Below are 13,643 nucleotides of genomic sequence, written 5' to 3' on the forward strand. Positions count from 1 at the left end.
CCGACTCAAAACCCACGCCCGCTGGCACGTCGAGACCCTCGACGACGGAGCACTCCTCTGGACCTCACCCAACGGATACCAATTCCGCGTCGACCACACCGGCACCCACCCCATCACCACCACCAACGACCCCACCAACGACCCCACCAACGAACCCGACAACAAACCCGGCGAGGAACCGGACAACGAACCCCGCGAGGAGCCCGGCGAGGAACCCGACAACGAGCCCGGCAACGAATGCGGCGAGGAGCCCGGCAACGAACTCGGCGAGGAATCCGGCAACAAACCTGGCAACGAACGCGGCGAGGAGCCCGGCGAGGACGCCGGCAGGGAGGAGACCGGTGAATCGTGAGCAGCGACTCGCGAGCGGCGACCTGGAGGACGAGTCGTACGTACGACCATGGAGCCCCGACGACTCGTGTGGTGGCGCCGACCGCGGCTTACCAGGTATCTGGTGGCACCAAGGCGGCCGTCGGGTCCCGGTCAGCAGACTCGGCGGGCGGACGGGTGCACTGGGGGAGGTGGCTCCTACGGCGCCGGGCGATCATCCACGTACGGCTCCGGGCGATCATCCACGCGCGTCATCCACCAGCCTGTATTGATGCCAGTGGTCGAGGCGAACCAATCGCACCCATGCCTAACGCACCAACCTGCACGGATGCGACGGCCGAAGCGGTCCAAACACGGCTGGCTCGTGGAGTCGTGCTCGAGCGCTATCCCTTCTTGGGTGGGGCAGGGTTGGTTGGTTGCGAGGACAGGAAGCCGGGGTCGGGTTGGGCGACGTGGCAGGCGGCTTCGTGGCCTTCGCCGAGGCGGCGGAGGGTGGGGGTGATGTGGTGGCACTCGTCGACGACGAGGGGGCAGCGCCAGCGGAAGCGGCAGCCAGGTGTCGGGTCGATGACCTTCGGCGGTTCGCCGGTGTCGCCTTCGACGCCGACGGTGAGTGGCGCTCGTGGATCGGGCACTGCTCCGAGCAACAGGTCGGTGTAGGGGTGTTTGGGGTTGGCCAGTACTGATTCTGTCGGGCCGGATTCGACGATGTGACCGGCGTACATGATGAGCAGTTGGTCGGCGACGTAGCGCGCGCTCGCGATGTCGTGGGTGATGTAGAGGAACGACACCCCGGCCGAGCTGCGCAGTTCTGCCATCAGGTTGAGCAGGCCGATGCGGATCGACACGTCGAGCATCGAGACCGGCTCGTCGGCCAGGATCAGCTTGGGCTTGTGCGCAAGGGCCTGGGCGAAACCGATGCGTTGCCGTTGACCGCCGCTGAGCTCGTAGGGGTAGCGGTGCATGATGTCGCCGGCGGGGGACAGGCCGACCGCTTCGACGACTCGCTCGGCTTCCTCGTTCCGCTGCTCGCGGGTGAGGTGGCCGCCGTGCAGCTTCAGGCTGCGCAGGATGCCGTGGGAGACCCGGAAGGCGGGATTGAGGGAGCTGAACGGATCCTGGAAGACCATCGGTACGTCGCTGCGGTAGGCGAGCTGGTCCCGGCGCGATCGCAGGCTCGACAAGGCCCGGCCCTGGTAGTAGATCTCGCCGCTCGTCGGTTTGTAGACGCCCGCGAGCAGGCGGGCGATGGTGCTCTTGCCGCTGCCGCTCTCTCCCGCGAGCGCTACGATCTGCTGCTGATCGATCGTGATGTTGACGTCGTCGGCGGCATGCAGCAACTTGGCGGAGAAGCCGCGGCCGACCCGGAAATGGCGGGTCAGGTCTTTGGTTTCCAGGAGCGGTGCGGTCGGTGCGGCCGCCTCCGGGAGCTTCTCGACACTGAGGTCGGTCATGATGTCACGTCCTGGACGGCTGTCGCTGTCGTTGCCGCGTCGGGTGGAGCGTGCAGCAGGCAGCGTGCCTGCACGGATCCGACCTGATAGAGCTCGGGCTCGACCTTCGAGCAGTCGGCGAACGCTACCGGGCAGCGCGGATGGAAGCGGCAGCCGCTCGGCGGGTGGGCGAGATCTGGCGGGCTGCCGGGAATCCCGGTCAGCGGTACCTTCGGTCCGCGGATCGAGGGGAACGCGTCGAGCAGCCCTTTGCTGTAGGGATGCGCCGGATGATCGAAGACCGCACGGGTGGCTCCCAGTTCCATCACCTGGCCGGCGTACATCACCATCAACTGGTCGGAGAAGTGGCTGATCAGCGACATGTCGTGGGTGACGAAGACGACCGCGAAGCCGAGTTGCCGCTGCAGTTCCTTGATCTGCACCATCAGGGACCGCTGGGCCACGACGTCGAGGGCCGAGGTCGGCTCGTCCATGATGATCAGGTCGGGGGTGAACAGCAGGGCCATCGCGATCATGGCCCGTTGCCGCATCCCGCCGCTGAGCTGGTGCGGATAGCTTTTGAGGTGGATCGGATCGATGCCGACCAGGCGCAGTACTTCGGCCGGGCGGTCGTCTGCCACCGGTTCGTCGTGGGCTCTGATCGCGTCCCGGAACTGACTACCGATGCTCATCACAGGGTTGAGGGCGTTCATCGCGCTCTGCATCACCACGGAGAAGTCGCGCCAGCGTAAGGCGGCCAGCTTCTTCTCGCTCATGGCGACGAGGTTCTGGCCCTGGAACAGCACGCTTCCGGCGGTGATGGCGGCCGGTGGACTCAGCAACTGGGCGATGGCGAACAACAGCGTCGACTTGCCGCAGCCTGACTCGCCGACCACCCCGACGAACTCACCGGGATGGACGTCGAGATCCACCTGGTCGACCGCGACGACAGGATGATCCCCGGTGTCGTAGGCGACGGTGAGACCGCGGACCTCAAGAACGGGCTGATCTGGCACGTCGCCTCCGAACCGGCCGCAGCGCGGGGTTGCTGATCTCGTCGAACGCGTAGTTGAGCAGGGCAAAGGAAACACCGAGCAGCGCGACCGCCACGCCCGGCGACAGCGCCCAGGCGGGCAGACCGTTCACCAGGGCGCCCTGGTTCTGCGCCCAGTAGAGCATCGTGCCCCAGCTCAGCGAGTTGGGATCGCCGAGGCCGAGGAACTGCAGGCCGGCGGCGGTCAGGACGGAGTACAGGGCGGCGCCGAGGAAGTTCGCGACGATGAGGGAGGTCATCGTCGGCAGCATCTCGACCACGATGATGTACGACCGGCGCTCACCCCGGACCCGGGCCGACTCGAGGAAATCACGGTTGCGCAGGGACAGCGCCTGCGCGCGCAACTGCCGGGCGCCGTAGGACCAGCCGGTGACGATCAGCGTGATGATGATGACGGTGAGGTTGCCTTTGCCCGCGTACGTCGCGAGCACGATGATCAGCGGGAACGCCGGGAGCACCAGGAAGATGTCCGTCAGCATCGACAGCACGTCGTCGGCGAACCCGCCCAGATAGGCGGCCGAGACGCCGATGAGGACCGACAGGATGGTCGCGCCGAGACCCGCGACGACCGCGATGATCAGCGATTCCCGCGTGCTGTAGATCAGCTGGGCGTACACGTCCTGGCCGAGACCCGTGGTGCCGAGCCAGTGCTTGCCCGACGGATGCTGCAGTGGCATGTCGCCGATCGCCCGCGGGTCGCCGTGCAGCCAAGGGACAAAGAGGTGTGGGAACGCGGCGAGCAGGATGAACAGGAGCAGGAGGACAGCCCCCAGCATGGCCTTGCGGTTGTGCAGGATGGCCCGGAACAGGCCGCCCCGGGGACGGCGGGCCGCACTGGGGGCCGGCGCTGCGGTGCCGGCGACGATCGCACTCATCGACTACCCCTTCGTCCGGGCGCGTGGGTCGAGCAGGAATACCGCGAAGTCGCAGAGCAGGACACAGATGAGCACGGCCAGCGTCACGAGCAGGAACAACGCCTGCAGCAGTGGGTAGTCCGTGCTCACCGTGGCGTTGTAGAACATGTAGCCCAGGCCGGGGTAGTTGAACACGTACTCGACCAGGATCGTGCCCGAGATGACGAAGCCGAGCGACATCGCGAAGCCGGACAGGTTGGGCAGGAACGCGTTCCGGCCGGCGTACCCGAACATGATCTTCCGGTTCGGGATGCCCTTGGCCCGGGCCATCCGGACGTAGTCCTCGGCCAGCGTCGTGAGCATGTTGTTGCGCATGGTCAGGATCCAGCCGCCGACCGCGGTGATCAGGATGGTGCCGGCCGGCAGGATGCCGTGTTTGATCACACTGAGGATGAACTCGGCGTTGAAGCCGGGCGTCAGTCCCTGCTGGTAGTTGAAGTCGTTGGGCAGGACCGGATTGTTGCCCATCGCAAACAACGAGATCAGCACCAGCGCCACCAGGAAGTACGGCAGCGCCGAGGTGACGATGAAGACCGGCGGCACGATCCCGTCGATCAGGCCACCGCGCCGCCAGCCGGAGATCGTGCCGATCAGGGTGCCGAGCGCGAACGCGAGGACGGTCGAGAGACCGACGAGGCCGAGGGTCCACGGCAACGCGTCACCGATCAGAGTGGTCACCGGGGTACCGAGGCTGCCGCCGATCGACACCCCCCAGTGCCCGGTGACCATCGCCTTCAGGTACTCGCCGTACTGGAGCAGGATGTTCTTGTCCGGGTCGAAGCCGAACTCGGCCAGCACCGTCCGCAACTGCTCCGGTGTGACGACCACGCCGCCCTTGCTGATCCGCTGCCGCAGCGCCTCCTCCGGACTGCCGGGCATCATCCGCGGGATGAAGAAGTTCAGCGTCATGGCCGCCCAGAGAGTGATCACGAAGAACCCGAGGCGCCGCAGCAGGAATCTCATGCCTTCCTTACTTCTGGGCCGACTTGGAGTACAGGTTCGTCAGCACCTGCCCGACGTCGGGGATGTTGTACGGCGCAGGCTGGGCGTACGGGTTGTCCTGCGTCGGCCAGCCCTCGATGTCCTTGGTGTTGTACTGGTACCAGTCGACCGACTCGGTGGTCGGGATGAGCGGCACGTCCTTGATCATCGCCGCTCCGATCTCCTTGATCAGCTTGACCTGGGTCGCGTCGTCGGCACTGGCGTACGCGTCGAAGGCCTTGTCCACGGCCGGGTTGTTGTACCGGACGTAGTTGCTGCTGGCCTGCTGGCCGATCGGCGCGGAGTTCTTCGAGTACAGCAGTTGCCGCAGCTCGTAGTACGGCGTGGGCCCGCCGGACTGGCTGTAGTAGGCCAGGTCGTAGTCACCGGTGAACAGCTTCTGGTTGAACGATTGCTGCTGCAGATCCTGGATGGACAGCTCGATCCCGACTGCGGCGAGCTGCTGCTTGACGACTGCCAGGGAGGCGTCCCAGTCGGTGTAGCCAGTGATCGTGATGATGTCGAGTTTGAGCGGGTTGGACGACGAGTAGCCGGCGCTCTCCAGCAGCTGCTTGGCCTTGTCCGGGTTCGGCTTGTCGTAGCCGGCGGCCGTCAGCGCGGCCTTGTCGAAGTACTTGTCGAAGGTCGGCGTGACCACACCGGTCTGGTTCGCGGCCGGCTGGTAGCCGCTCTCACCGATCTTGGAGATCTGTTCCCGGTCGAGTGCGTAGGCGATCGCCTGCCGGACGGCGAGCGTACTGGTCGCCTTGTGCGACGGGTCGAGGTTCGGGTAGATCGCGACGTTCGCGGTCGGCGGGAACCAGTAGTTGTTCTCCGGCGACTTGGACTTGTAGAAGTTGTCGATGTTCGGGATGTACTGACCGCCCCACTGCGCCTTGCCGCTGGCCAGGTCGAGGTTGGCCGGGTTGTTGTCCAGGTACGCGGGGTACTGGACCTTCTCGAGGTACGGCTTGCCCGGCTGCCAGTAGCTGCCGTTGGCAACGTAGGAGATGTTGTTGCTGGTGCAGGACTGGACCGTGAACGCCCCGGTGCCGACCGGTTTCGGGTTCGCCCAGGTGGCCGGCTTGGACGCTGCCTCACCGGTGGACCAGATGTGCTTGGGCACGATGCCGACCTGGTTCGCGAAGTTGAAGAAGTACGGCTCGGCCGCTGCCTTGAACTTCAGCGTGACCTTGTCACCGGCCGCGGTGACACTGGTCAGGCCGGCGCCGGTCCACAGCGAGTACAGGTCGAGGGCCGGCTGCTGCTTCATCAGGTTGAACGTGTAGACCACGTCGTCGGCGCTGAACGGTTTCCCGTCGCTCCACTTCACGCCCGAGCGGATGGTGAAGACGATCGAGTCCTTCGTCGGCGACCAGGTGAAGGCGCTGGCCAGCATGGGCGTGGTGGCACCGGCCTTCAGCACGTTGACGAAGGTCAGCGGCTCGTAGACGAAGCCGAGGGCCACCTGGTTGACCGCCGGGTTGAACGGGTTGAACTGGCACGGCCAGGTCTGCCCGCCCACGTTGGCGATCGTGACGGTGCCACCCTTCTTGTACGCCCCGCCGCCGCCGCTGGTGCTGGTCGACGCCTGGGGATTGCTGGAGGTCGCGCTGCCGATCGGTTTGTCGCCCCCGCCACATCCCGCGGCCAGTACGCAGACCGCTACCACGGTGACGGCGACATGCTTGATGGCCCTCATTTTTTCTGCCTCTCAGTACTCGATGTCTTGCATGGTCGGGACGAGCCCGGCGGCCTCGACGCCCAGGGCGAGCGCGCCGACCAGCGGCGCGTCCGAGGGAAAGCGGGCCACCATCAGTTCGGGTGGGTAGGGGACGGCCGCGTCCAGCGCCCGTCGTAGCTCAGGTGCGATCCGGTCCCACGAACCGACCAGGCCGCCGCCGACGACGATCCGCACCGGGTCGATGGCGATGGCGAGGTTGGCGACATGCATCGCCAGTTCGCGGTTGAACTCGTCGGTGAGCGCGGCCGCGTCGGGCTGGGGCGACGCGAAGACGTCAGCGGCCGTCACCCTTCGGCCGAGGCGAGCACTGCCGGTCACCTCGAGAGCCTGACCGCTGACGAGGTCCTCGAGGATCGTGCGCTCCGCCGGGTCGATCCATACGTCCGCGGCGGTCCGGAGGTTGTAGCCGATCTCACCGGACGCCCCGTGCGCCCCGGAGATCACGGTGCCGCCGGCAACGATCGCCGCCGCCAGACCCGTGCCCAGGTTGAGATAGATGCCCGGATCGCAGCCGGCCAGCGCTCCCCAGCGCAGTTCGGCAGCGGCGGCCGCCTTCACGTCGGTACCAAGACGGACGGGGACGCCGGGGAAGGCTTCCCGCACCAGCTGTCCGAAGGCGAGCTCGCCCCAGCCTGGAAAAGTCGGCGCGAGCTCGACCCGGTCGTCGTACGGGATGCCGAGGGTGGCCGCGCCCACCGCCGCGAGCTCCCGGCCGGGAGCGACGTCCGCCAGCAGGGCGCGGGCCGCGGACAGCCCGCGAGCCATCGCCGCTTCGGCTCCGGCCTCGGGCAGGCTGTCGACGGTCGTGGCGCCGAGACGCTGACCGGACAGCTCGCCGACCGCGGCGGCGATCTTCGTCCCGCCGAAGTCGAGACCGAGGACGACCGACGAACGCATCATGGGGGTGGCAGCTCCTCGCGCCGACCAATAGAATCGTTAGGAAACTAACTTAACAATCCCGGTCGGCACAAGGTCTTGGTGTGACGACGGTGTGAAGAGTTTGCGACGCAAGGGAGATCGACGTGACGGTTGTCGCCGGTGGCGCGTCCGCGGCCCGCCCCCAACTGATCCGTGCGATCAACGAGCAGGTGATGCTGGAGCACATCCGGAGGTCGGGGCCGATCTCGAGGACGGAACTGGCCAGACTCTCCGGTCTGTCGAAACCCACGGTCTCCGCGGCGCTCGCCGCGATCGAGCGGGCCGGGCTCGTGCACGCGACCGGGCAGCGGACGGGTGGCCCCGGGCCGGCCCCGATCCTGTACGAGGTGCGGCCGGACGCCGGGTTCATCCTCGGGCTGGACGTCGGGCGGGAGTTCCTGCGCGGTGCGGTCGCCGATCTGGCCGGCACCGTGCGCACCCGGCTGAGCGTGCACACGAAGGCCATGGATGCGATGGCCCGGGTCCAGGAGTTGGTCGGCCTCGCGACGAGGTTGGTGAGTGACGCCGGCATCACCGCCTCGCAGGTCACCCAGACCGTGGTCGGGAGCCCAGGTGTGTACGTACCGAAGCTCGATGCCCTGACGCTGACCGGACGCCTTTCCTGGGATTCCCCTGCCGTGCTGGCGACACTGCGCGACGAGTTCGGGCCGACGTTGATGATCGAGAACGACGTGGATGCCGCCGCGTTGGCCGAACGCGTGCACGGGCATGGACGCGACGTCGAGAGCTTCGCGTTCGTGTCCGTCGGTACCGGTATCGGCATGGGCCTGGTGATTGACGGCAAGCTCCGGCACGGCTTTCACGGGGTGGCCGGGGAGATCGGCTACCTGCCTTTCGCCGAAGGCAGCGGTAGTGATGCGCGGGATGCTCGCAAGCGGGGGAGTTTCGACGCGTCGGCCTCGGCGGCGGCCGTAGTCAGAGCCGCCAGGCGCGCAGGTCTCCGACGTGCGTCGTCCGCCGAGAAGGTGTTCGCGGCCGCTGCCGGTGGCGATTCGGTCGCGGCCGAGATCGTGGCCGAAGAGGCGCTCCTGGTCGCCAAGGCGGTGTGCACCGTCATCACGGTCGTCGACCCCGAGTTGATCGTGTTGGGTGGTGGCATCGGGCAAGCACCGGGGTTCCTTGAGGCCGTCGTCGAGCAGTTGCGCCTGCTTGCACCGGTGCTGCCGGACGTGAGGGCGAGCGTGCTCGGCACCGAGACCGTCGTGGCAGGGTGCATCGCCGCCGGCCTCGACCATGCGTGGCAACACCTCGTCGGGCGCGGTGCGGGCGAATAAATCGGTGGCGGGTTGCCGGGGACGCTGGTAGCGTCCCCGGCCTGCCTTTTCAGCATTGCGTGAAGGATCGAATCGAACCGGATGAATCTCTCCGGGGCGGGACCCTGTTGATCGCCACAGTCCGTCGTTTCGTCCACCTCCCACCGCGAGTCGAGGCTCTTTCCCATGGTCGAATCCGCACTTGTCCCTTCCCCCGATCTCGAAACCGAGCGGGCCTTCCTCGCCGAGGCCCACGCGGCCCTGGCCCGGATGCACGCCGACGTCCTGGTCCGCGAAGTCCAGGTGATCGGCAGCGAGGACAACGACGAACGCTTCACCAACGAGGCCAATGCCAGCGCCCACCAGCAACGCGTGCTGGCCCTGGTCGACCTGCCGGATGTGCCGCTGTTCTTCGGGCTGCTCGACTACGAGCGCGGCACCATCGAGGGGACCGACCGGATCCACATCGGCCGTCGGCACGTTCACGACGGCAACGGCGTTCCGCTCGTGATCGACTGGCGCGCGCGAGTGTCGGTCCCGTTCTATCGAGCGACCGCGAGCGATCGGCAGCACGTCGTACTGCGGCGTCGCTACGGCTTCTCCGATGCCGCGGAGCTGACCGGATTCGAGGACGAGCCGCTGGTCGGAGCCGTCGCCTCCGATCAGGCCGATGCGTTCCTGCGCTCCGAGATCGAACGCCCGCGCACCGGGCCGATGCGCGACATCGTGGCCACGATCCAGCCGGAGCAGGACGATCTGGTCCGGGCGCCGCTGCATCCGTCCGTCTGCGTGCAGGGCGCGCCGGGGACCGGGAAGACGGCAGTCGGCCTGCACCGCGTGGCGTACCTGCTCTACACCGAACGGGATCGGCTGAGTCGTGGCGGTGTGGTGATCGTCGGGCCGAACCGCTCGTTCCTTTCCTACATCCGCAAGGTTCTCCCGGCCCTCGGCGAGGTCGACGTACGGCAGATCACCATCGACGAGCTGATCAGCGAGCCCGCCGTGGCGGCGGACGAACCAGAGGCCGCGCGGCTCAAGGGTGATGCCCGGATGGCGCTGGTACTGCGGCGCGCGCTCTGGTCAGCCGTGATCCCACCGACGAGCGGAATCCTTTACAGCAAGGGATCCAGGCGCTATCGGGTGCACGATTACGAGGTCACGGACATTGTGGCCGCGCTCCGTGAGTCAACGAGATACAACCCGGGACGGAATGCGCTCGCGCAGCGGATCGCCCACGCAGTACTGGTCCAGATGGAGCGGCACGGTGATTCGCCGGACGACCGCGTGCAGAACGCCGTGGCCCGCTCGACGCCCGTGAAGGAGCTGCTCAACGCGGTCTGGCCCCGGGTGGTCCCCGAACAGGTGTTGTTCCGGCTGTTCTCCGACCCCGACTTCCTGGCGCAGGCCGGCGAGTTCACAGCCGACGAACGCGCAGCACTGCTGTGGAGCAAGCCGCCGCGGTCCTGGAAGTCGGCGAAGTGGTCGGAGGCCGACACCGTGTTGCTCGACGAACTCGAGGACCTGATCGAACGCCGTACCGGCTCACTCGGCCATCTCGTCCTGGATGAGGCGCAGGACCTGTCGGCCATGCAGTTGCGCGCGCTGGGCCGGCGTTGTCGCACCGGCTCGGCAACGGTCCTCGGTGACCTGGCTCAGGCAACCACTCCGTGGGCGGCGGGCTCGTGGGATCGGGTGCTTGACCATCTCGACAAGTCGGACGCTGTCGTGGCCGAGCTCGATCGAGGGTTCCGCGTACCGGACCAGATCATCGACTTCGCGGCGAAGTTGCTGCCCCAGATCGCACCCACCCTCGGCGTACCGCGCGGAGTCCGGACGGTCGCCGATGCGCTGTCCATCGTCCAGACCGATGAGAGCTCGCTCCCGGACACACTCGTCGCTACCTGCAGGACCGCGCTCGCCGGCGAGGGCTCGGTCGCACTCATCGCCGCGGACGAGCAGGTCTCGGACCTGTACGACGCGCTCGTCGCCGCGGGTCTGCAGCCCGCGCTCCTCGGCGCGACCGAGGACGAGATGGACACGTCGCGACTGGTCTGCGTTCCGGCGACCCTCGCGAAGGGCCTGGAGTTCGACGCTGTGGTGGTGGCTGAACCAGCCCGGATCGTGGCGGCCGAACCACGTGGCCTCCAGCGTCTGTATGTCGTACTGACCCGCGCTGTCAGTTCGCTCCAGATCGTCCATGCGGAACCCCTGCCCGCCGCCCTGAAATAGGGTGGAGGAGTGGATGATGAGCCGAGTTGGCAGGAGAGACGGCGGGAGGCGTCCGCTATTCAGGCTGCTGCCCTCGAACGCCGGAAGGCGGCCGAGACCGAGCAAGCCCGGGCGCAGTTGGCCGAGTTCGTCCTCAAGCTGAAGGCAGCGGGGGTGAAGCCGGAGCCGCTGCGGGCGCCGGTGGTGGGATCGGGCACGAGCTATCGGACCGACATAGTCGGGTGGTATCTCCGCCGTAACCGGTCGATCGGTTTGGATGCTGACGGCAACTACTACATCCTCGGCACTCCCGCCAGCCTGAAGGCCCGTCTGCTCGGCCTGCGAATAGTGCCGTCCGACCCGCCACTTGTCGTCGGCGTCGGGGCGCGCGACGGCGAATCCATCGCCCTGGTGGATCTACTACGCCTCCGCCTGGAGGCCGGCGACAACTGGCCCTGAGGCGCCCGGTCACCGGGCGCCTCAGGGTTTCGTCAGCTCAGTGAAGCCAGGGCGTCGTTCCAGGTCTTCGACGGGCGCATCACGGCCGCGGCCTTGGCCGGGTCGGGCTGGTAGTAGCCGCCGAGGTCGACCGGGTTGCCCTGCACGGCGAGCAGTTCCCCGACGATGGTCTGCTCGTTGGCGGCGAGCGTCTCGGCCAGGGGACTGAAGGCCTTGGCCAGTTCGGCGTCGTCGGTCTGCTTCGCCAGCTCCTGCGCCCAGTACAGGGACAGGTAGAAGTGGCTGCCGCGGTTGTCGATGCCGCCGACCTTGCGGGTGGGGGACTTGTCCTCGTTGAGGAACGTCGCGGTCGCACGGTCCAGGGTGTCCGCGAGGACCTGGGCGCGGGCGTTGCCGGTCGTCTGGGCCAGGTGCTCGAAGCTGGCGGCCAGGGCGAAGAACTCGCCGAGGCTGTCCCAGCGCAGGTAGTCCTCCTTGACCAGTTGCTGCACGTGCTTCGGCGCCGAGCCACCCGCACCGGTCTCGAACAGACCGCCACCGGCCATCAGCGGGACGATCGACAGCATCTTCGCGCTGGTGCCCAGCTCCAGGATCGGGAACAGGTCGGTCAGGTAGTCGCGCAGCACGTTGCCGGTCACGGAGATGGTGTCCTCACCCCGCCGGATCCGCTCCAGCGAGAACTTGATCGCGTCCACAGGCGCCAGGATCTTCAGCTCCAGGCCGTCGGTGTCGTACTCGGTCAGATACTCGTTGACCTTCGCAATCAGTTTCGCGTCGTGCGCGCGGGTCTCGTCCAGCCAGAACACGGCCGGGTCGCCGGTGGCCCGGGCGCGGGTGACGGCCAGCTTGACCCAGTCGCGGATCGCCGCGTCCTTGGTCTGGCAGGCGCGGAAGATATCGCCGGGTGCGACCTCCTGCTCCAGTACTACGTTGCCGTCGGCATCGACCAGCCGGACCGTGCCGGCCGCCGCGAGCTCGAACGTCTTGTCGTGGCTGCCGTACTCCTCGGCCTTCTGCGCCATCAGCCCGACGTTCGGGACCGAGCCCATCGTCGCGGGGTCGAAGGCGCCGTTCGCCCGGCAGTCGTCGATGACGACCTGGTAGATCCCGGCGTAGCTGCTGTCCGGCAGTACTGCGAGGGTGTCGTGCTCCTGGCCGTCCGCACCCCACATGTGACCGGAGGAACGGATCATCGCCGGCATCGAGGCGTCCACGATCACGTCGGACGGCACGTGCAGGTTGGTGATGCCCTTGTCGGAATCCACCATCGCCAGCGCCGGGCCTTCGGCCAGTTCCGCGTCGAACGAGGCCCTGATCGCGTCGCCGTCGGGCAGTGCGGCCAGCCCGGTGAAGATCCCGCCGAGCCCGTCGTTCGGGGACAGCCCGGCCGCGGCCAGCGTCTCGCCGTACTGCTCGAAGGTCTTCGGGAAGAACGCGCGGACCGCGTGCCCGAACACGATCGGGTCGGACACCTTCATCATGGTGGCCTTCAGGTGGACCGAGAACAGCACGTCGTCGGCCTTCGCCCGGGCCAGCTGGGCGGTGAGGAACTCGCGCAGCGCGGCGACGTGCATTACGGAGGCGTCGACGACCTCGCCGGTCAGCACCGGGATCGACTCCCGCAGCACGGTGGTCTCGCCGTCCGCGCCGACGAACTCGATCCGGAGCGTGCCGTCGGCCTCGATCACGGTCGACTTCTCGGTCGAGCGGAAGTCGTTCGCGCCCATGGTGGCGACGTTGGTCTTCGACTCCGGCGTCCAGGCGCCCATCCGGTGCGGGTGGGTCCGGACGTAGTTCTTCACCGAGGCGGGCGCGCGGCGGTCGGAGTTGCCCTCCCGCAGGACCGGGTTCACGGCGGAGCCCTTGGTGCTGTCGTACCGGGTGCGGATCTCCCGCTCGGCGTCGGTCTTCGGCTCGTCCGGGTACTCCGGCAGCGCGTACCCCTGGCTCTGCAGTTCCGCGATGGCGGCCTTGAGCTGGGGGATCGAGGCGGAGACGTTGGGCAGCTTGATGATGTTCGCGGCCGGGGTCTTGGCCAGCTCACCGAGCTCGGCGAGCGCGTCCGGGCTCCGCTGGGCCTCGGTCAGGTGGTCGCCGAAGACGGCGATGATCCGCCCGGCCAGCGAGATGTCCCGGGTCTCCACGCCGACGCCGGCCTGTGCGGCATACGCCTGGATCACCGGCAGGAACGAATAGGTGGCCAGGGCCGGGGCCTCGTCCGTGTGGGTGTAGATGATGGTCGACTCAGTCACCGCGTACTTCCTCTGTTCCGTCGATGTCACTCCCGGGCATGCCCACCTTAATAGGCGGCTGTCCGCCCTCTCCGCG

10 protein-coding genes and 1 pseudogene are annotated in these 13,643 nt (G+C 67.6%); 4 read left to right on the forward strand and 7 right to left on the reverse strand.

Going from position 1 to position 13,643, the window contains the following annotated elements; genetic code table 11:
- Positions 1-352 (forward strand): annotated as a pseudogene (locus tag VFG33_RS10095) (hypothetical protein); the annotation flags it as partial.
- A 361-nt stretch (positions 353-713) separates the two neighbouring features.
- Here the strand turns inward: VFG33_RS10095 and VFG33_RS10100 are convergent.
- The 6 genes from VFG33_RS10100 to VFG33_RS10125 are packed head-to-tail and all read right to left on the reverse strand — an operon-like array spanning position 714 to position 7,356.
- Positions 714-1,784, reverse strand: coding sequence for an ABC transporter ATP-binding protein (locus VFG33_RS10100; RefSeq protein WP_325024799.1), 1,071 nt, complete (start codon positions 1,782-1,784; stop codon positions 714-716).
- Positions 1,781-2,779: an ABC transporter ATP-binding protein gene (locus VFG33_RS10105; RefSeq protein WP_325024801.1), complete on the reverse strand. Its 999-nt coding sequence runs from the start codon at positions 2,777-2,779 to the stop codon at positions 1,781-1,783. The genes VFG33_RS10100 and VFG33_RS10105 overlap by 4 nt, the downstream gene beginning before the upstream one ends.
- A complete protein-coding gene (locus VFG33_RS10110; protein WP_325024803.1) occupies positions 2,757-3,692 on the reverse strand; it encodes an ABC transporter permease in 936 nt (311 codons plus the stop codon). The genes VFG33_RS10105 and VFG33_RS10110 overlap by 23 nt, the downstream gene beginning before the upstream one ends.
- 3 nt (positions 3,693-3,695) lie before the next feature.
- On the reverse strand, positions 3,696-4,694 hold the full coding sequence (locus VFG33_RS10115) for an ABC transporter permease (RefSeq protein WP_325024805.1): 999 nt from the start codon (positions 4,692-4,694) through the stop codon (positions 3,696-3,698).
- 7 nt (positions 4,695-4,701) lie between these two features.
- Positions 4,702-6,414, reverse strand: coding sequence for an ABC transporter substrate-binding protein (locus tag VFG33_RS10120; protein WP_325024807.1), 1,713 nt, complete (start codon positions 6,412-6,414; stop codon positions 4,702-4,704).
- A 12-nt stretch (positions 6,415-6,426) separates the two neighbouring features.
- A complete protein-coding gene (locus VFG33_RS10125) occupies positions 6,427-7,356 on the reverse strand; it encodes an ROK family protein (protein WP_325024809.1) in 930 nt (309 codons plus the stop codon).
- Positions 7,357-7,478: 122 nt separating this feature from the next.
- Here VFG33_RS10125 and VFG33_RS10130 point away from each other — a divergent pair, with 122 nt between their 5' ends.
- The 3 genes from VFG33_RS10130 (at position 7,479) to VFG33_RS10140 (ending at position 11,315) form a co-directional block, all read left to right on the forward strand.
- The gene (locus tag VFG33_RS10130; RefSeq protein WP_325024811.1) at positions 7,479-8,669 is read left to right on the forward strand and encodes an ROK family transcriptional regulator; all 1,191 of its coding nucleotides are present in this window, start codon (positions 7,479-7,481) and stop codon (positions 8,667-8,669) included.
- A 165-nt stretch (positions 8,670-8,834) separates the two neighbouring features.
- A complete protein-coding gene (locus VFG33_RS10135) occupies positions 8,835-10,877 on the forward strand; it encodes a HelD family protein (RefSeq protein WP_325024813.1) in 2,043 nt (680 codons plus the stop codon).
- Between the two features lie 9 nt (positions 10,878-10,886).
- Positions 10,887-11,315 (forward strand): hypothetical protein, encoded by a 429-nt coding sequence (locus VFG33_RS10140; protein ID WP_325024814.1) that lies wholly within the window; start codon positions 10,887-10,889, stop codon positions 11,313-11,315.
- A 32-nt stretch (positions 11,316-11,347) separates the two neighbouring features.
- Here VFG33_RS10140 and VFG33_RS10145 read toward each other — a convergent pair whose 3' ends face one another.
- Positions 11,348-13,567 carry an NADP-dependent isocitrate dehydrogenase gene (locus tag VFG33_RS10145; RefSeq protein WP_325024816.1) on the reverse strand — a complete coding sequence of 740 codons (2,220 nt, stop codon included), beginning with the start codon at positions 13,565-13,567 and terminating at the stop codon, positions 11,348-11,350.
- Between the last annotated feature and the right edge of the window lie 76 nt (positions 13,568-13,643).

Origin of the sequence: Kribbella sp., from assembly GCF_035687465.1 — a bacterium.
In the GTDB taxonomy this organism is placed as follows: Bacteria; Actinomycetota; Actinomycetes; order Propionibacteriales; family Kribbellaceae; genus Kribbella.